Raw genomic sequence first — 18,716 nt, forward strand, 5'->3', positions numbered from 1 at the left:
AAACATTTTAAAAGTATGGCGAAAATTTACTCTAAAAAAGCATTAGCTTCTAAAGATTTAAAACCCAAAAAAGAAGTCGTTTCTTTTTTGCTTAATTATTCACAAGCATTAACAATTGTGAAAATTGAAGAAAAAAGTTTTGAAATTATAGCTAATTAAACAGGCCCACTACTTTTGTCGGATGTTTATTTCGAAAAACCAAATGGTCGTTTTGGTTGAAAACTCACTATCGGTATTAAAATACTGGTAGTGAGTTTTTTTATTATTTTAAATTTCCCCTTAACCGCAAAGTACGCTAAGGTTTAGTTTTACTTTACGCATCAAAAATACAAGTTCGCAAAGCTAAACCAACACAAAGCTTTACGAACTTTATGTTTTTTTTTTCAAACTCTTCCTATAAAAAATCCTAGCGCACTTTGCGGTTAAATTCATTATTAATTTTACAGCTCCACAGTTTCTAGTATTTATTCCACATGATTGACTAAGTAAAAGTGTTATTTTTTTGTAGTAAATAACTTTTATAATTTGTTTTTAATTATAAGGTATTATTTACTTTAACTGAATGTTAAGGATTTCACAAAGAATTGCTGTTATTTAATTTGTGTATTCAGTTTTTAATTTTATTTTAGTTAAAAATAATCAGTTGTTTTCATCAAACGATGTATTGTTTTTAATGAAATCGAATATGTTATACTTTTTATGTTTGAAAAACTGTTAAAAAAGTATTTTTTCATAGATGTGATTATAAAGTAAAGAACCAGAGTTTAACCAATAAAATAAATTACTATGACAAAAAACTACCCAATTAATTTAGTTCAGTTTGATGAATTTTTGAATATGTAATATTCAAAAAGATACGATTTTAAGCTACTATGAGTAAAACCCTAAAAATATCTCATAAAGGAGCTGAAATTGTTTAAAAAGATAATGCCCAAAATCTATTTAATAATCAAACCTAATCTAATATGAAAGTAAAATTTATAATATTATCAATAGTATTGATAAGTGTTGGAGCGTATTCGCAAAATGCGCAGATTAAAGAAGCACAATCCCTTTATGATAAAGGCAAATCTGAAGAAGCTATTCAGATCTTAAATAAAACAGAATATCTTATTATTAATGCACCAGACGAAAGTAAATCTGATTTTTATTTTCTGAAAGGGAATGTATTAAAAGACTTAGCTGTAAAAAATATTGATGCCGCTAATAATTTCTCTTTAGCATCTCAATCCTATCAGGATGTACTTTTGTACGAGAATGAATCTGGAAAATTCAAATCTTCTATAAAAGCAACTGCAGCATTAAAAGACATGAAATCTAAACTTGTCAATGGTGCAATAGTTGATTTTCAGGCTGGTAAATTTAAGGAAAGTGCTGCCAAAAGTTATGAAGTTTATTTGTTTGATAAAAAAGATACTCTAAACTTATTTAACGCCGCATCTGCTGCAATAAATGCAAAAGATTATGACTCTTCAATTAAGTATTACGAACAGTTGAAGAAACTTAACTATTCAGGAAAAGGCGTTATTTATTACGCAATAAATAAAAAAACAAAAGAAGAAGATTCGTTTATTTCTCCAAAAGCGAGAGAATCTGGGATTCAGCTTGGACTTTATGAAAAGCCAAGAACCGAATCTGTTCCTTCTAAAAAGATGGAAGTTTACAAAAACCTGTCTTATTCTTATCTTGAAAAAAATGATTTCATAAAAGCAGAAGCATCTTACAATAGCATTTTAGATATAGATCCTAATTGTATTGACGCTTATATTAATCTCGCTTATTTAAAATTACAGCTTAAGAAACAAATTTCAGAAAAGATTGCTGCTCTTGGTACTTCAAAAAGTGAAATGCAGGAATACGATAAATTGAATGCAAGAAAAGATGATATCGTAAAAAGCGCTATTCCATATCTTAAAAAAGCACTGGATATCGAACCTAAAAATGAAGAAGTAACTAAAACACTTTTAGGTGTTTACAGATCTTTGGATATGACAGCAGAATATAATTCGCTGAAAGCAAAACTGTAAAACTAAATTGTTGAGGTTTTAAAAAGCAACTTAGATTTTGTATAAATAAAAAAACTGTTTACAATTTGTAAACAGTTTTTTTTAGAGTTCTGACTGTATAATCTAAGCTTTAGTCATTTCCTCAATAATCGATTTTTTGCCAATAGTTCTGGTAATAATGTCTTTCTCCAAACTCCAGCCGCGTGCAGGCGAATATTCACGTCCGTACCAAATCATCTGAAGATGCAGGTCATTCCATGTATTTTTCGGAAATAATCTTTTAGCATCTTTTTCTGTCTGAACCACATTTTTTCCATTCGAAAGATTCCATCTGTACATCAATCTATGAATATGCGTATCTACCGGAAAAGCAGGCACACCAAATGCCTGAGACATTACAACGCTTGCAGTTTTATGACCTACGGCAGGTAAAGCCTCCAGTGCCTCAAAACTTTGCGGTACTTCTCCATTATATTTATCAATTAATATTTCAGACAAACCATGAATTCCTTTTGATTTCATTGGAGATAATCCGCAGGGGCGAATAATTTCTTTGATTTCCTCTACAGACATTTTAACCATGTCATAAGGATTGTCAGCCTTTGCAAAAAGCAGCGGTGTAATTTGGTTTACACGTACATCTGTGCATTGAGCAGACAATAAAACGGCGATTAATAAGGTGTAGGGATCTTTGTGGTCAAGCGGGATCGGTATAGTAGGGTAGAGTTCTTTTAACGTATTTATAACAAATTGTACGCGAGCTTCTTTATTCATTTCCGTATTTTTAGAGTCGTAAAAATAGCATAATTTTAATGATGTGCCTAATCCAGCTTTTCGTTTCAACTCCTCATTGTGTTAGTAACATTTTTAAGTATTTAAAAGAGCTTCCTCCGGTCGCTTTTTAAATACAAAAAATGTAAACTACCACAACTCCGGGGTTTTCACTGCAATCTGGGGCATGAAATAATTTTTTTAAAATATCTTCCAAAAATATATAATCTAAGAAGTCTAACAATCTAACAAATCAAAATATATGACAACATTAAAAAAAGGGGATAAAGCACCAGATTTTTCAGGAATCGATCAAGACGGAATAACACATAAACTAGCAGATTATGCAGGGAAAAAATTAGTAGTTTTCTTTTATCCAAAAGCAAGTACGCCTGGTTGTACAGCTGAAGCCTGCGATTTAAGAGATAATTTTGAACGCTTTAAAGCAAATGATTACGAACTTTTAGGAGTTAGTGCCGACAGCCAGAAAGCGCAGTTAAAATTTAAAGATAAATACGAATTCCCTTTTCCTTTACTTGCAGACGAAGATAAATCTGTAATTAGTGCTTTTGGCGTTTGGGGACCTAAAAAGTTTATGGGAAAAGAATACGACGGAATTCACAGAACTACATTTGTAATTGACGAAAAAGGAATCATAGAGGAAGTAATCGAAAAAGTAAAAACAAAAGAACACGCAGCTCAGATTTTGAAATAATTTTTTTTGCTTCAAGTTGATGCCATGACTTGTGATTTTACCGCAAAGTGCGCTAAGATTTTAATATACAAAGCATTTACAATACGCAAAGTTCGCAAAGCTTAATCAATACAAGCTTTGCGAATTTTTTTTTTTATAAACCTTAAGTAAAAAAAACTTAGCGTGCTTTGCGGTAAAATTTTTATTGATTTCGCGAAATATGAAACAAAAAAAAAGTCCCTTAGGACTTTTTTTATTATGCTTAATTTGTTTGATTCAGAACCTTTTCCGGATGATAACCAAAAAGGTGATGTTCTTTTATAATTTCTGGAATACCTGGAGGCAGCATTGGTTCCCATCCTGGTGTTCCCTGATTAATCATTTTTAAAACTTCGCGAGAGAAAACCTCTAAATTATTTGGGTCGTAATCTGCAACGTCAACCACTTTTCCGTTAAATTTAAAGAATTTGTACAATTCTTTCATTCTAGGATGTACTTTTAAGTTGCTTGAATTCATAAGAACGCCATCTTCATCCAGCATCGGATATAAGAAAACTTTCATATCGCGGTAGAATAATTTCCCAAAAGCTTCAAGAATTCCACCACTCAAATGGCGGTAATATTTCTCATCAAAAATATCTACAAGATTGTTTACACCCATTGCTAATCCCATACGTGCTTTGGTATAGTTGGCAAAATATTCAACAACTTTATAGTATTCCTGAAAGTTAGAAATCATTACGGTTTGGCCTAATGAACAAAGTAATTCCGCTCTGTCCATAAAATCACGTTCATCAATTTCACCATCAGAACGAAGGTTAGAAAGTGTGATTTCAAATACAACTAGTGTATTATCTTTTTCAACCTTATTTTCTTCGAGAAACATTTTTAACGATTTCTCGTACATATCCATGTTTACTTTCGTAACAGGACGAAAACTTCCTCTTAAAGCCAAAAGGTTTTTTTTGTATAAAATGGCCGCCGGCAGAATGTTTTTTCCTTCAGGATTAAACATAACGGCATCGGTCATCCCGTTTTTAACCAATTGCAAACTCATTAAACGATTATCAACATCTGCAAAACGAGGTCCCGAGAAGTTAATAGTGTCAATTTCCAGCTGGTCTTTGTCTAAGTGATCGTATAAATAACGAAGTAATCGTTTTGGATCGTTGTATTTGTAAAAAGCACCGTAAATTAAGTTTACACCTAAAATTCCGAGTGTTTCCTGTTGTAATCTTGCGTCAGTTTCCTTAAAACGAATATGAAGAATAATTTCGTTGTAAGCTTCGTCTGGTTCAATTTGGTATCGGATTCCAACCCAGCCGTGACCTTTAAATTGTTTTGCAAAATCTATTGTTGCAACAGTGTTGGCGTAACTAAAGAAAAGTTTGTTTGGATGTTTTTCTCGGCTCAAACGCTCTTCGATCAATTCCCCTTCAAAGGTTAGCATCTTTTTGAGACGGTTTTCAGTTACGTATCTTCCGTCGCCTTCAATTCCGTAAACGGCATCACTAAAATCTTTGTCATAGGCAGACATAGCTTTTGCAATTGTTCCCGATGAACCTCCGGATCTAAAAAAATGCCTAACTGTTTCTTGTCCAGCACCAATTTCAGCAAATGTTCCGTAAATATTCTCGTTTAAATTAATGCGTAACGCTTTGTCTTTTATAGAAGGAATCTGTTCGATGACCTTGTCACCTTTGAGTTTTATTTCTGTACCCATTTTATTTTAAATAGATTTGTTACAAAGTTAGCAAATTAGGCTTCTAATGAAAGAGAAATAATCCTATTTTTGTAAAAAAATTAACTCCAATTGAAGATCTATTTTTTAGGTACTGGTACTTCTCAAGGTATCCCAATTATCGGCATTGATCATCCTGTTTGCAAAAGCACTGATGTTAAAGACAAAAGACTCCGCGTATCTATCTGGATTACATGGGATGAGCACTCCTATGTCATAGATTGCGGTCCGGATTTCAGACAGCAGATGCTTTCTTGCGGATGCAGAAAACTTGATGCTATTTTATTCACGCATGAGCATGCAGATCACACTGCGGGTTTAGACGATATACGTCCGTTTAATTTTAGGCAGGGCGAAATTCCCGTATATGCACATCAGCGCGTTATTGATAATTTGAAACGCCGTTTTGAGTATGTTTTCGAAACTGTAAATAAATATCCTGGAGCTCCGAGTGTAAAAACAATCGAAGTAAAAAACAATCATCCTTTTGCTGTGGGAGATAAAATGGCAGTTCCGGTAAATGCAATGCACGGAGATTTGCAGGTTTTTGGGTATAGAATTGAAGACTTTGCTTATTTAACCGATGTAAAAACAATCGAACAAGCTGAAACTAATAAACTCAAAGGTCTAAAGGTTTTGGTGATAAATGCGCTGCGTGTAGAACCTCACGACACTCATTTTAGTCTGCAGGAAGCTTTAGATTTTATAAATCTGGTAAAACCGGAAAAAGCTTATTTAACCCATATTAGTCATGTTTTAGGTTTTCATGAAGAAGTTCAAAAGCAACTTCCGGAAAACGTATTTCTGGCCTATGACAACTTAGAAATTACAATTTAATTTATACCACAAAATGAAAAAATCCTTAATGCTTTATCTTTTTATCCTTGCGATATTAATGAATGTTTTTACTTATATGTTTTACAGCCGAGAAGTAAAATTTGGGGAAGAAAGATATGAGAAAACGACAAAGAAATTAAGAGACAGCATCAATTTAGTTACTGCAAAGCTGGCAGATGCAGATTATTTTTCTCTGGAACATAATGAGAATGCACAGAATTACTTTGATAACAGTGCCTCTGGAGGAAAAGTAATTTTATTCGAAAAGTTAATTCCGGTTGTCACAGAAAAATTATTAGATTTTAATGCAAATCCAAAAGGGAATCCATACACAGGACAAGATCAAATTGGCCCAAACAAATTTATCATTAACAAAGTAAAAATCTTAAACCACCGCTGGATCATTGCAGATTACAGTAATGGAGAAATGTGGGGAGAAGTCTTGTTAAAATTCTTTGTTGATAATGATGATAATATTACCTTTGAAGTAAATCAAACTTGGTTATATCAAAAATAGGATTTTTAATCCTATTTTTTTTGACCATTAAATTTAATAGGATTATGAAAAAGATGTTTTTGTTTTTGATTATTGCAAGCACGTTTTCTTGCGCCAAAAAAGTTTCTCAGGAAAATGTAAGTAAAACTTCTGAAGAACCAAAAAAAGAAGTTTCGGTGGGCGGAGATCCTGATTCTCATGGTTGTAAAGCTTCGGCTGGATACAATTGGTCAACACTAAAAAAAGAATGTATTCGAATTTTTGAAGGAACAAAACTGTCGCATTATGACGATGGAAAAACGTACACAACCGCATCTTACGTAATTTTTGATGGAAACAAAGCCGAACTTTTCTTAGATACTCAAAAAGAATCGATCATTTTAGAAAGAAAGTCTGAAGGAGATTCTTGGAAAAAAGATAATCTAGAATTAATTCCCTGGAAAGGTTATGTTCTGAAAAAAGACGGAAAGATTATTTATACCGGGAAATAGATATAAATTCTAATTTACAAAATCAAAAGGCGAGAAATTTTTCTCGCCTTTTCTATTCGTTTTTCTATTCATTTTTCTAATCTTCTTCAATAAATTGCCAATTAAGAAATTTTCTAATTTTACTGAAGGTTGTTTTTAATTTCTCAAGACTTTCTTGCTTTCCTTTCTCACAAACAATGCTTAGCAAATTGGTTTCATTTTTATTTACATCTTTTGTTGACCAACTGTTCAAACTTTTAGCATTTAATAATATAATTTCAGTAAAAGGAAAATCTGTTTGATTGATAAATGTAAAATCTGATTTTTGTTTTAATTCTTTTAAAGACAATAGAAATTCTCTTACTTCAGAAGTTTTAACTTTTACGCTTAATTCTTCGTCATAATAAATATTGAAATAATGATATTGGTCAGACCACATGATCTAAATATATTTCTTTTAAATTACAAAACCAGCCAATTCTTAAAATCAAAGAAATTCTGCGGTGCAACGCCGTGACCAACAGGGTATTCTTTGTAAGTAACCGGAATGTTTAATTTTTCTAATATTGCAGGAGTTTTTCTAGCCCATTCAATAGGAATAACCTGATCTACAGTTCCGTGTGATGCAAATATTTTAAGATTTTTGAAGTCGTTTTTCTCAAAGCCTTCTTTGATGATTTCTTCATTAAAATAACCGCTCATTGCTACAACTCTCTGAATTTTTTCTGGGTAAGAAAGCGCAACGGAATAACTTAAAATTGAACCTTGACTAAAACCAATCAGAGTTACGTTGTTTGCATCAATAGGATAATTTGCAACTAATTCATCTACAAAAGAAGCGATTGCATCTCTAGAAGTTCTGGCCTGATCATTATCAGAAAATTTATTCTGATCTGCATCAAAATTGATTGCATACCACGCATAAGCTCCATATTGTAAATCATAAGGTGCTCTGGCAGAGATTATATAGTAATTATCTGGAAGTTCTGTAGCAAACGAAAATAAATCGGCTTCGTTGCTTCCGTATCCGTGCAATAAAAGCAAAACAGGATTTTTTTCTAAGATAACTTTTGGTTCTTGTATTTTATATTCTAAAGATAGATTCATTTTTTAATGGTGAATTGTAAGTTGTGAATTGTGAATTTTCCACTTTGTCAAAGTTTCAAACTTTGACAAAGTTTTTGATATTTTCAGTTTGGAATTTGGAACTTAAAAATTGGAATTTTTAAAATTTATCCGATGCTTTTAAACCATTTTTGAAACAGTCCTCCAACTAAGGGAATTGGTTTCATTTGGCCTTGAATAGCTGTGAAAATTCCATATGTCCAAAGAATCGAAATACAGATCCACATCGGAAAAGTGATGAAAAAACTGTCAAAATTGCTGATAATTGCTCCGAAAGAAATGAAGGTTAAAGACAATCCTAAAGCCTGACGGATATGAAAAGAAGCAAAACTGTTTTTGTTCTCAGAATTCATGCTCATGGCAATCAAAACGCCAATAATTAAAATATAACTTGTAATAGCGATAGATTTTCCTTCTTCGATTGTGTTGTTCATTGTATTATTTTGTGACAAGTTGATTTTGATTTAAAATTCCATAAACCGAACCTTTAATTTCAGTTCCTAAAAAAGCAGAATTTTTAGATTTTGAAAGGATATTTTCTTTCGTAAAAGTTGATTTTCCTTCTGGTGTAAAAAAAGTAAAATTGGCTTTTGCACCTTCTTCAATTGTATTATTTTCGAGACCAAAAATAGCTCTTCCTGCAGTTAATTTTGCAACTATAGTTTCAAGAGGTAAAACTGTTAATAAAGCTCCAAAAGCACTTTCTAAACCAATTGTTCCATTTTTAGCGGTATCAAATTCCATTTTTTTGAATTCAATATCAATCGGATTATGGTCTGATGTAATTATATCTATAGTTCCGTCAGCAATTCCGTTTAATAAAGCCTGCCTGTCTACTTCTGTTCTCAATGGCGGCGTTACTTTAAAGCGAGTATCAAAACCGTCCAATTTTTCATCGGTTAAAACCAAATGATGTACAGAAGCACTCGTCGTTACATTTAAACCTTTTTCCTTGGCTTCTCTTATTAATTGAACGGATTTTGCTGTAGAAATAGTGGGAATATGTAGTTTACCTCCCGTATATTCTAATAAAAATAAGTTTCTTGAGATTTGAAGTTCTTCTGCTAAATTTGGAATTCCTTTCAAGCCTAGTCTTGTAGAAACAATTCCTTCATTGGCAACGCCGTTTCCTTTTATGTTAGGATCTTGCGAATAAGCAATCACTAATCCGTCAAAATCCTGAACATACTGCAAAGCAATTTTTACGAGGTTTGCATTGTCGATACTTTTGTTATAATCTCCAAAAGCAATAGCTCCTGCTTTTTTCATATCGTAAAGCTCTGCCATATCTTTTCCTTCGCTGGCTTTTGTTAAAGCGCCAATTGGAAAAATTTCTGCTGCAAAACCGTTTGCTTTATTTTTTACAAAATTTACCTGAGACTGATTATCAATAATAGGGAAGGAGTTAGGTTGTAAAGCAATTGCAGTGAAACCGCTTTTTGCAGCAACATTTAATCCATTTGCAATAGTTTCTCTGTCTTCATAACCTGGTTCTCCAAGAGAAACACTGCTGTCAAACCAGCCTTGAGAAACATGAAGATCATCAAATCGTACTATCGCTGCATCATCATTAGGAAGTGAAACTCCTATTTTTTCTATTAAACCATCTGCAATTAAAAGATCAACGGTCTGATTATGAAACGGACTTTTTGAGTCTATAATTTTGGCGCTCTTGATGATTATTTTCATATGTAGATATATTTATTTTAAATGAAAGTCTAATTTTTAAACACATAGAAACATAGATTTCTCCTTTATTTATCTGAGGTAAAAATAAATGACACATCATTTACACATAGCTATGTGATTTTTTAGTTAATGAAACTCCTTTTTTAAGTTTTAAAAACTATGTTTCTGTGTGTTTTATTTATCTTTAAATAAAACTTTACGTTTTACTTCATGAATTTTATAATGGCCATTTCTAATGCTAAAAATAACAGTGCAAAGATAACAAACCATTTCCAAATTTGGCTGTCAGTCCGCTCAGTTTGCAGTGTATTAAAAATAGTTGAAATCGTATCTGCGGTTTTAAAATCTGAAATTACACTTGTATTGACCAGACTTAAATCGCTCTCGCTTCTGTTATAATTGAAACTCAGGTTTTCTACCCAATTTTTTTTATCAAAAATACCGTAATTTCCAGCAGTTTCAGGAAAGTCATTAAATGTTAATTTGACTTTGTTGTTCATTATCTGCTGAATTGGAATAAACGAATCTTTGTTTCCTTTTACTTCTAAAATCGCATCTTTAGTCAATAAAACATCAGCAAAATAAGGCTTATTACTGCCAATTGTTAAAGCACTAACACCAGTTTTCTGGTTGTTCTGACCCATTTTGTAAAAAAGCGGCACAATTAAAGGAGATTGCTGAAAGTTTGAATTGACAGAATTAATCGGCGCAGTAAAAATGGTAATTCCAGAAACGGGACTTTGAATCGCAGTGACAAACGGCGTTTGGTCGTCATAAGATAATACAGCTGGATAAGGGCTTAATACATTAAAAGATTTCGCTGTTTTTGGATATTGGAAATTTGTTATTTTATTCTCAAAAACACCTGAAAATAAAGGATGGTCAAAATTAATTTTGGTGATTAATTTGCTTCCAGTCTCAATATTTTTAAATTGAATTTTTCCAAAATTCCCTAAAAGAGTATTCAAATTTGTGATCGAACTTTTTTCGGACGGAATAATTACCAAGTTACCGCCTTTAGCAGTAAAAGCTTTTAAGGTAGTCTGCAAAGCTTGAGGAACTTCTTCTAATTCGTTTAAAATAATAGTATTTTGCTTTTCTAAACTATTGTAATCTAAACTGTTAAGAGGGTAATTGTTGTAATTGAATTCTGCCGGAGTGTAAATTCTCGATAAGAAATTACTTTTTTCAGCATCTCCAATGCTTATTACATTCGTTTTTTTGGTTTTAGAAATGCTAAAGTAAAGTTTGTTATCATAAGTTAGGCCATTGTCTTCAATAGATACATAACCATGAAAAGCTTCTTTTGGAATTGTAAAATTTACTTTCTTTTTCTTAGCATCAAATTTAATAATCGTTTTGGCAATCAGTTTGCTCTGATTGTAAAGTGCTATAGGAACTGGTTTAAAATCTTCACCGTAAGCCGATAAACTCACGCCAATTTCATAAAAATTTTCCAAAGTCTGGTTGATAAAAACACTGTCAATTGCAATGTTATTTTTTTGTTCTGCTTCTGGAACTATAAAATAAGGTTTCTCGTCAGAATCTAGATTTTTTACATCTTTTTCTTCCAGTCCGACGGCATCTGTAATGATCACTATATCTTTTTTATGTGCAGATTTATGTGCTTTTATTTTAGCGGTTATAGCCGAAAGTTCAAATGGCGACGCACTGTATTTTAAATTTTGGAGTGCACTTTTAGACGATCTAATATCGGTATTCCAATAGTTTTCAGTATTTGTGAGTAAAGAAAATTGTGCGGTTTCTGGTGTGTTTTCTAATAATTCCTGAACTGCACGCTTTAGTAATTCGCCTTTTTTGCCTTTCGCCTGCATACTGAATGAATTGTCTAAAACAATATACATTTCGTTTGATGCATTTTTACTGTCTTTTGCTTCAAAAAAAGGCTGGGCAAAAGCCAATATTACAAAAGTAAGCAGCAGAAGGCGTGTGGCTAATAATAATCTTTTTTTGATTTTTGAACTTTTACGTGTCTGTACAGCAAGTTCTTTCAGGAAGCGCACATTCGTGAAGAATGAAGTTTTAAAACGTCTTAATTGAAATAAATGAACCAAAATTGGAACAATCAATAAAAACAGAAAGTATAGAATTTCGGGATGTTTAAAATGCATTATGCCTTGATTTTACTTCACAAAGTTTTGCCTTTAGTAAAGTTGCTGGTCAAAAATACAAATTTGTTTTTTTATTTGAACGATATAAGTTACTTAAGTTCGTAGTACTTAAAGTGTACTAAAATTCAATCTAATTTTTTTATGGATTCGAAAAATTTTCAAATAATAAGATCTGAATAATATAAGTTTTGAAATTTGATTTATAACGAAGAAACAATATTATTACCTATTTTAGCATATTCAAAAAATAATGAAAAATATGAAGAGATTATATATGCTGTTGTTTTCAGCTGTAACTTTTACAACTGTTCAAGCTCAAAGTAAATTTAATTTATTAGTAGGAACCTATACAAATACTTGTGCAAGCAAAGGAATTTACATTTATGAATTTGATGCTGCATCAGGAAATTTTACTCTTAAAAATACTACTGAAGGAGTTATCAGCCCAAGTTATTTATCTGTCTCAGAAAACAATAAATTTCTTTATGCTGTAAACGAAAACGGAAATCAAAGTAATGTAAGCGCTTTTAGTTATGATTCAAAAGCTGGTAAACTTAAGTTGCTGAACTCAAATTCTTCTTTAGGCGCTGATCCTTGCCATTTAATTAACGACAGTAAAAATGTAATTGCTGCCAATTATTCGGGCGGAAGCATTGCAGTATTTAAAAAGAATGCTGACGGAAGTATCACAGAAGGACAACAGTTGATTCAGCATGAAGGAAAAGGACCTAATGAGGCGCGTCAGGAAAAAGCGCACGTGCATATGGTTGTTTTTTCTCCAGACAAGAAATTTGTTTTGTCGAATGATTTAGGGCAGGATAAAATTTTTATTTATAAATATAATGCCGGAGCAGCACATGAAGTTCTGACTTTAAAAAGTACAGTTGACGTGAAAAAAGGAAGCGGGCCAAGACATTTAACCTTTAGTAAAGATGGTAAATTTGTTTATTTGGTTCAGGAGCTGGACGGAACTTTAACAACGTTTTCTTATGATAAAAGCGGCAGTTTAAAGCTTTTGAAAGAAACCAACATTATTCCAAAAGATTTTAAAGGCGCAAATAGTTCTGCTGCAATAAAAATTTCGCCCGACGGAAAATTTTTATATGTTTCAGACCGTGGAGATGTCAACATGCTTTCTGTTTATAAAATACTTGCAACAGGAAATATAGAATTGGTAGAGCAGGTAAGTACTTTAGGAAAAGGACCAAGAGATTTTGCAATTGATCCTACAGGTAATTATCTTTTGGCAGGACATCAATATACTAATGATATCATTATTTTCAAAAGAGATAAAGTTACAGGAAAGCTTAAAAACAGCGGAAAGAAAATTGAATTGTGCTCGCCTGTTGGGTTGTTGTTTACAAAAATTTAATTTTTCAGGTTCAAAGACGCAGAGGGACAAAGGTGCAAAGGCTTCTTGCCTTTCAAGTAAAAATATAAAGGCTCAAAGATGTAGAATAAAAGTTAAAAACTTTGAACCTCTGCAACTTTGAGCCTTTGAACCATAGAAAAAAACTATTTATTAGAATCTTTTCTTTTCTTATCTCTTGTTTTTAGCATGTTTCTATTAACAGAACCGTGTGTTTTCTTTTTTGTTTTAGAAGGGCCGCCTAAATTGACTTTTTTATTCTTTTTAGATTTTTCATGAAAAGCTCCGTCACCTTCCAGTTTTTGTTTTTTCATTAAGAATTTTATCGGCTGTCTGTCTTTTTCAGGTTCGATTAATTTTTCTGAAATTTCAACTTCTGCTGGTAAATTGCTGATCTCGAGTTCAGTATTCATTAAAATCTCAGCTTGTATTTTAAATTCTTCTTCACGAGGCGTTACAAAACTTAAAGCAGTTCCGCTTGCATCAGCACGACCTGTACGTCCAATTCTGTGCATGTAAAGTTCTGCTAATTCCGGAAGTTCAAAATTAATTACGTGCGTGATATCAGAAATATCCAAACCTCTCGCCATAATATCTGTTGTGATCAATCCGCGAAGATTTCCTTCCTGAAATTCGGCCATTGTACTCAAACGGTAATTCTGAGATTTATTGGAGTGAATAACACCAAACTGACCTTCAAAATTTTCTTCGATGCGAGTATGAAGCATGTCCGAGATCTTTTTATTATTAACGAAGACTAAAACACGACTCATGCTTTCGTCAGTTTCCAGTAAATGTTTTAAAAGATTTACTTTGGTATTGAAATTAGGAACGTTATAAGTAATCTGTGTAATTTTTTCGAGCGGAGTTCCAGATGCAGCAAGTGTTACTTCTTCTGGAAAATCAAAAAAGTCATTCAAAACAGCATCGACTTCATCGGTCATTGTTGCAGAGAATAAAATATTCTGACGTTTGGTTTTCATCATTGCCAATAATGCAGTCAATTGTGTACGGAAACCAAGGTTCAGCATTTCGTCGAATTCATCAATTACTAATTTTTGAGTTTCGTCAAAACGCACAACAGCGTCTAAAGCTAAATCCATTGTTCTTCCCGGTGTGCCTACCAAAATATCAACACCTTCGTACATGGCTTTTTTCTGCGTATTGATGTTTACACCTCCAAAAATACCAATTGTTTTAACCGACATGTATTTGGTTAATTTCTCAACTTCTTCTACAACTTGCACTACTAATTCACGAGTAGGAACCAATATTACAATTTTTGGCGTATTGGTGTTTGTAAATTTGTACAGCTTAAGAAGCGGTAATAAATATGCAAATGTTTTACCAGTACCAGTCTGTGCAATTCCCATCATGTCACGGCCGGACATAATCACAGAAAAGGATTTTTCCTGAATAGGAGTTGGCGTAACAAAACCTAATTCGTCGATGGCTTTTTGCAGTGATTTTGGAAGATTGAATTTTTCGAAAGTACTCATTTACATTAAATTTTGTGCAAATGTACGTTAAATTCATGGTTTCTTTATCAGATTCTTAAAAGGATCTGATAATTTATTGTTCTAACTATTTAATTTTCAATATTAAAAGCCTTCAAAAACACCTAATCCAAATAATGCAAAATCGTATTTTACAGGATCTTGAGCATCCATTTGGCGGAGTTTAAGGTCAAGTTCATTAAGAGCTTTTCCGTCATTTTGTTTTCGGGTCAGAATGCCCAATTTGCGGGCAACATTACCAGAATGCACGTCTAACGGACATGATAAAGCAGCGGGCGAAATACTTTTCCAGATTCCTAAATCGACTCCTTTAGAATCCTGGCGGACCATCCAGCGCAGATACATGTTGATGCGTTTTGCAGCAGAATTATTTAATGGGTCAGAAATATGTTTTTGAGTTCTTGGGAGATGGTCTACCTCAAAAAAAACTTTTTTAAACTCGTGAATGCTTTTTTGCAAGCTGTTTTTTTCTTGATTTTTAGCAAAAAGAGCTTCAAGGCCGTTATGGTTTTTATAGATGTTCTGCAGTGCTTTTATAAATCCGGCAAAATCATTTCCGTTGAAGGTTCTGTGTACAAAATTTTCTAATCTTGACAAATCTTCGTCAGAATGAGACATGACAAAATCATGGGGTGTATTGCCCATTAATTCCATCATTGTGTGCGAATTTTTTATAATCATTTTGCGATTTCCCCACGCAATTGTTGCGCTCAGAAAACCTGCAATTTCTATATCTTCTTTGTGACTAAATAAATGCGGGATCTGAACAGGATCACTTTCTATGAAATCCTGATTGTTATATTGAATTACTTTTTCGTCGAGAAAATCTTTGAGTTCTTTTTGAGTCATGTTTAAAATGAAAGTTCTTGAAATACGTAAAGTCCTAGCCCTGATAGAAGCGACATCCTTTTTGTTTTTTCTTTAAAAACAAAAAGATAAAGCGGATAGCAGGAAACAGCTTCTAATTACTAATTAAACCATCGACCATTATTAATTTTCTGTCTGCCATATTGGCTAATTCTTCGTTGTGAGTTACGATTACAAAAGTTTGTCCGAACTCGTCACGAAGCTGAAAAAATAATTGATGCAGGTTTTCTGCAGACTGCGTATCTAAGTTTCCAGAAGGTTCATCTGCAAAAATAACATCGGGTTTATTTATTAAAGCTCTTGCAACGGCTACACGCTGTTGTTCTCCTCCCGAAAGTTCGTTTGGTTTATGATTTACACGATGTGATAAACCTAAGTATTCTAATATTTTTTTTGCTTCTTTTTCGGTCTCGGCTTTAGGTTTGTTGGCCATAAATGCCGGAATACAGACATTTTCGAGAGCTGTAAATTCGGGAAGTAATTGATGAAACTGAAAAATAAACCCGAGATTCAAATTTCTAAAGTGGGATAATATTTTGTCTTTTCTACTCTTTTTTTTAAAGTATCGAAAGTAATATAAAAAAAATGAGATTACAGGAATTAATAAAACCGGAATCATAAGATTTCCTAATAATGTTTCTGTCAATTTACTTTTGAAGAAAATTAAAGCAATTAGCTGTACACAACAATAGGTTCCTGCCAGTGCAGTGATAATTTTGAATCCCTTTTTTTTAGATTTGTCATTCTCCATATCCTGCAGGCTCAGAATGTCCTGTCCGTTTATGTGGAGTGAAGAATCTGGGTTTAATTCTGGCTTATCTAATGTGCCTAAAATGTGTAAAAGTGTTGTTTTTCCGGCTCCTGAAGCGCCAACAATCGAAACAATTTCTCCTTTTTTAATATGCAGATCGACTCCTTTTAAAACTTCAAGTTTATCATAGAATTTATGTATATTTTTTGCGTGTATCATTTTGAAACTGTTTTTACAAAGAAACAAAGATTATGTTGATATAGGAAAATGTTGTAACAGAATTTTATGAAGAATATTTTGCAGGAGATTATTAGAAATTTTATTTATATTTAAATGAAATTCACATACAAATGAAAATAAAAATAGTAACTTCAATACTGGTAATTTTATTTCTTGCCCTTTTTATTAATGCCAAAATATATTCTGAAGATCGTTTTTTGACTTACGTTGTCGATTTGAAAAAACAGGATTTGAAATTGTTTTGGAAAAATGAAAAAGGTGAAAATTTTGGAAGTATCCAGAATTTAAAGCTTTGGACAGAAAAGAATAAATTGAAACTTGAATTTGCTATGAATGGTGGTATGTATAAGAAAGATAATTCGCCGCAAGGTCTTTATATCGAAAAACTAAAAGTTTTGTCACCTCTGGATATTTCAGAAGCACAGGGAAATTTTTATTTAAAACCCAATGGTGTTTTTTATCTAACGTCTGGAAATGTACCTAAAATTTGTACAACGGAAAAATTTCAGAATGACGGTAAAATTAAATACGCTACGCAATCTGGTCCGATGCTGGTGATCGATAATCAGATTCATCCAGCTTTTAAGGAAGGCTCTGCAAATGTGAATATAAGAAACGGTATCGGAATTTTACCAAGTGATAAAATTGTATTTGTACTGTCAAAAAAAGAAATTAATTTTTATGATTTTGCAAAATATTTTAAGGATTTAGGATGCAGGAATGCCTTATATCTGGACGGGTTTGTGTCTCGTGCCTATGTGCCTTCTGAAAACTGGATCCAGACCGACGGAAATTTTGGTGTATTATTTGCAGTAACAACAAAAAATTAAAATTAAATGAAAACACAAGAAATTATATTACAAGAAGAAAAACAAAGAAAGCTGCTGCTTGGATTGCTTTTTGATGCAATTGGTATGCTTTCGTTTTCTATTCCTTTTGTGGGAGAATTTGGAGATGTAATCTGGGCGCCGCTTGCAGGTTTTATTATGAATTACATGTACAAAGGAACAGTAGGTAAAGTTGCTGGTTTTTTTACGTTTTTAGAAGAGATTTTACCTTTTACAGATATAATTCCTTCTTTTACGTTAACGTGGTTTTATACTTATTATATTAGGAAAAAAGATAAAAATTAGTCTTTGAATAAAAAGCCAAGTCCCATGTTTTTAAGCATTTTCTTTTCGAAGTTCCAAAAAAAACGGAATTGCCCAAAAATGGTTCCAATGGCAACCAAAAGTACTTGGTAAATAGGAAGGATGATAATTAAGCGGATTAATGTAAACCATACTGCTCCAAAATCTTCTTTGTAAATACCTAGCCAGTCACAAAAAGGTCTGGATACCCATGCAGATGCCGATCCGGTGATGGCAAATACGATGAAAATAAGTACGGCTTGTAGGTTTGAGGTTATTCCCCAGCGCTTTTTTAATCTCTCCATTATTTATTTGTAACAATTACAAATATAGTAACATTATCGTTGCGGAACATAACCTCCGAGCTTTTGTTTGTATGTATTTTGAAAATAAATCATGTAGTTGTAAATTAAATAATTCACTTCATATCCGTAATGAATGTGAGGCTGATAATCTATCGTCATTTCATATAAGTTCGGACTAAAGCGCTGCGGTTGTAAAACACGATTGTTCCACTCTGTTACATACTGATAATTTTTATTTTCGAGGAAACTTAAAGAATGATAATTGCGGGGAAATGCTCTTGAAGCCAGCCAACTTGTAAAGCCATTGTCTATAATGATAACTTCATATTCTAAAGAGTCGTTTGCAATTCTCACTGTATCTTTAATATTAGATTTTGTTGTAGACGAATTGTCTGTAACAGCTGCTGTATTTGTTGCAGTTGTAGAGCAGGCAATGATCGTGAATAAAACACCTAATATGTAAAAACAGTTTTTCATAACTCTAAGTTTGAGGATTAAATTTACGAATTATTTTTTAGCTTCTAAGGTTATAACGTACTAAGTTGCTGTCTTTTTCTAAAATATTAAAAGCTGTTT

The 18,716-nt window shown here is 32.5% G+C and carries 21 protein-coding genes; 9 read left to right on the plus strand and 12 right to left on the minus strand.

The annotated features are described in order from the left end of the window. Positions 1–15: 15 nt before the first annotated feature. Together B0A68_RS24575 and B0A68_RS22735 are read left to right on the plus strand one after the other, a co-directional pair. Positions 16–159, plus strand: a complete 144-nt coding sequence (locus tag B0A68_RS24575) for a hypothetical protein (RefSeq protein ID WP_165571330.1) — start codon at positions 16–18, stop codon at positions 157–159. An 806-nt stretch (positions 160–965) separates the two neighbouring features. Then, on the plus strand, positions 966–2,027 hold the full coding sequence (locus tag B0A68_RS22735) for a tetratricopeptide repeat protein (RefSeq protein WP_035683891.1): 1,062 nt from the start codon (positions 966–968) through the stop codon (positions 2,025–2,027). A 102-nt stretch (positions 2,028–2,129) separates the two neighbouring features. On the opposite strand, the gene B0A68_RS22740 is transcribed toward B0A68_RS22735, so the two are convergent. After that, positions 2,130–2,780 (minus strand): endonuclease III domain-containing protein, encoded by a 651-nt coding sequence (locus tag B0A68_RS22740; protein WP_035683888.1) that lies wholly within the window; start codon positions 2,778–2,780, stop codon positions 2,130–2,132. Between the two features lie 259 nt (positions 2,781–3,039). Between B0A68_RS22740 and bcp the strand changes: the two genes are divergently transcribed. Next, the gene (gene bcp / locus B0A68_RS22745; protein WP_035683884.1) at positions 3,040–3,492 is read left to right on the plus strand and encodes a thioredoxin-dependent thiol peroxidase; all 453 of its coding nucleotides are present in this window, start codon (positions 3,040–3,042) and stop codon (positions 3,490–3,492) included. 241 nt (positions 3,493–3,733) lie between these two features. Here the strand turns inward: bcp and B0A68_RS22750 are convergent, their stop codons facing one another. Next, entirely contained in the window at positions 3,734–5,194 is a 1,461-nt protein-coding gene (locus B0A68_RS22750) for a TonB-dependent receptor (protein WP_035683881.1), read from the minus strand. Positions 5,195–5,284: 90 nt separating this feature from the next. Between B0A68_RS22750 and B0A68_RS22755 the strand changes: the two genes are divergently transcribed. The 3 genes from B0A68_RS22755 to B0A68_RS22765 are packed head-to-tail and all read left to right on the plus strand — an operon-like array spanning position 5,285 to position 7,036. Beyond that, positions 5,285–6,049 carry an MBL fold metallo-hydrolase gene (locus B0A68_RS22755; protein ID WP_035683878.1) on the plus strand — a complete coding sequence of 255 codons (765 nt, stop codon included), beginning with the start codon at positions 5,285–5,287 and terminating at the stop codon, positions 6,047–6,049. A 13-nt stretch (positions 6,050–6,062) separates the two neighbouring features. After that, complete coding sequence (locus tag B0A68_RS22760; protein ID WP_035683875.1) at positions 6,063–6,566, plus strand: hypothetical protein; 504 nt, start codon at positions 6,063–6,065, stop codon at positions 6,564–6,566. Between the two features lie 44 nt (positions 6,567–6,610). Then, positions 6,611–7,036, plus strand: a complete 426-nt coding sequence (locus B0A68_RS22765; RefSeq protein WP_240475242.1) for a hypothetical protein — start codon at positions 6,611–6,613, stop codon at positions 7,034–7,036. A 76-nt stretch (positions 7,037–7,112) separates the two neighbouring features. Here B0A68_RS22765 and B0A68_RS22770 read toward each other — a convergent pair whose 3' ends face one another. The 5 genes from B0A68_RS22770 to B0A68_RS22790 form a co-directional block, all read right to left on the minus strand. Continuing rightward, entirely contained in the window at positions 7,113–7,364 is a 252-nt protein-coding gene (locus B0A68_RS22770; RefSeq protein ID WP_123947540.1) for a hypothetical protein, read from the minus strand. Between the two features lie 113 nt (positions 7,365–7,477). Beyond that, positions 7,478–8,122 carry an alpha/beta hydrolase gene (locus B0A68_RS22775; RefSeq protein ID WP_035683867.1) on the minus strand — a complete coding sequence of 215 codons (645 nt, stop codon included), beginning with the start codon at positions 8,120–8,122 and terminating at the stop codon, positions 7,478–7,480. 125 nt (positions 8,123–8,247) lie between these two features. After that, positions 8,248–8,574 (minus strand): membrane protein, encoded by a 327-nt coding sequence (locus tag B0A68_RS22780; RefSeq protein ID WP_035683864.1) that lies wholly within the window; start codon positions 8,572–8,574, stop codon positions 8,248–8,250. Positions 8,575–8,578: 4 nt separating this feature from the next. Then, a complete protein-coding gene (locus B0A68_RS22785; RefSeq protein ID WP_035683861.1) occupies positions 8,579–9,829 on the minus strand; it encodes a dihydroorotase in 1,251 nt (416 codons plus the stop codon). A 203-nt stretch (positions 9,830–10,032) separates the two neighbouring features. After that, positions 10,033–11,961 (minus strand): vWA domain-containing protein, encoded by a 1,929-nt coding sequence (locus B0A68_RS22790; RefSeq protein WP_035683857.1) that lies wholly within the window; start codon positions 11,959–11,961, stop codon positions 10,033–10,035. 259 nt (positions 11,962–12,220) lie between these two features. Here B0A68_RS22790 and B0A68_RS22795 point away from each other — a divergent pair, with 259 nt between their 5' ends. Beyond that, positions 12,221–13,333 (plus strand): lactonase family protein, encoded by a 1,113-nt coding sequence (locus B0A68_RS22795; RefSeq protein WP_035688052.1) that lies wholly within the window; start codon positions 12,221–12,223, stop codon positions 13,331–13,333. A gap of 143 nt (positions 13,334–13,476) precedes the next feature. Here B0A68_RS22795 and B0A68_RS22800 read toward each other — a convergent pair whose 3' ends face one another. From B0A68_RS22800 to B0A68_RS24875, 3 genes are all read right to left on the minus strand, one after another. Continuing rightward, positions 13,477–14,829, minus strand: coding sequence for a DEAD/DEAH box helicase (locus tag B0A68_RS22800; RefSeq protein ID WP_035683854.1), 1,353 nt, complete (start codon positions 14,827–14,829; stop codon positions 13,477–13,479). A 102-nt stretch (positions 14,830–14,931) separates the two neighbouring features. Further along, on the minus strand, positions 14,932–15,696 hold the full coding sequence (locus tag B0A68_RS22805; protein WP_035683851.1) for a TIGR02757 family protein: 765 nt from the start codon (positions 15,694–15,696) through the stop codon (positions 14,932–14,934). Between the two features lie 112 nt (positions 15,697–15,808). Continuing rightward, entirely contained in the window at positions 15,809–16,684 is an 876-nt protein-coding gene (locus B0A68_RS24875) for an ABC transporter ATP-binding protein (protein WP_035683848.1), read from the minus strand. Between the two features lie 131 nt (positions 16,685–16,815). On the opposite strand from B0A68_RS24875, the gene B0A68_RS22815 reads away from it, so the two are divergent. Both B0A68_RS22815 and B0A68_RS22820 read left to right on the plus strand, forming a co-directional pair. Then, complete coding sequence (locus tag B0A68_RS22815; RefSeq protein ID WP_035683845.1) at positions 16,816–17,535, plus strand: phosphodiester glycosidase family protein; 720 nt, start codon at positions 16,816–16,818, stop codon at positions 17,533–17,535. Between the two features lie 6 nt (positions 17,536–17,541). Then, complete coding sequence (locus B0A68_RS22820; protein WP_035683842.1) at positions 17,542–17,838, plus strand: hypothetical protein; 297 nt, start codon at positions 17,542–17,544, stop codon at positions 17,836–17,838. Here B0A68_RS22820 and B0A68_RS22825 read toward each other — a convergent pair. Beyond that, positions 17,835–18,140, minus strand: coding sequence for a DUF6787 family protein (locus tag B0A68_RS22825; RefSeq protein WP_035683838.1), 306 nt, complete (start codon positions 18,138–18,140; stop codon positions 17,835–17,837). The genes B0A68_RS22820 and B0A68_RS22825 overlap by 4 nt on opposite strands. Positions 18,141–18,173: 33 nt before the next feature. Next, positions 18,174–18,617, minus strand: a complete 444-nt coding sequence (locus B0A68_RS22830) for a DUF6146 family protein (protein ID WP_035683836.1) — start codon at positions 18,615–18,617, stop codon at positions 18,174–18,176. Positions 18,618–18,716 lie beyond the last annotated feature (99 nt).

Origin of the sequence: Flavobacterium reichenbachii, from assembly GCF_002217435.1 — a bacterium.
Classification (GTDB): domain Bacteria; phylum Bacteroidota; class Bacteroidia; order Flavobacteriales; family Flavobacteriaceae; genus Flavobacterium; species Flavobacterium reichenbachii.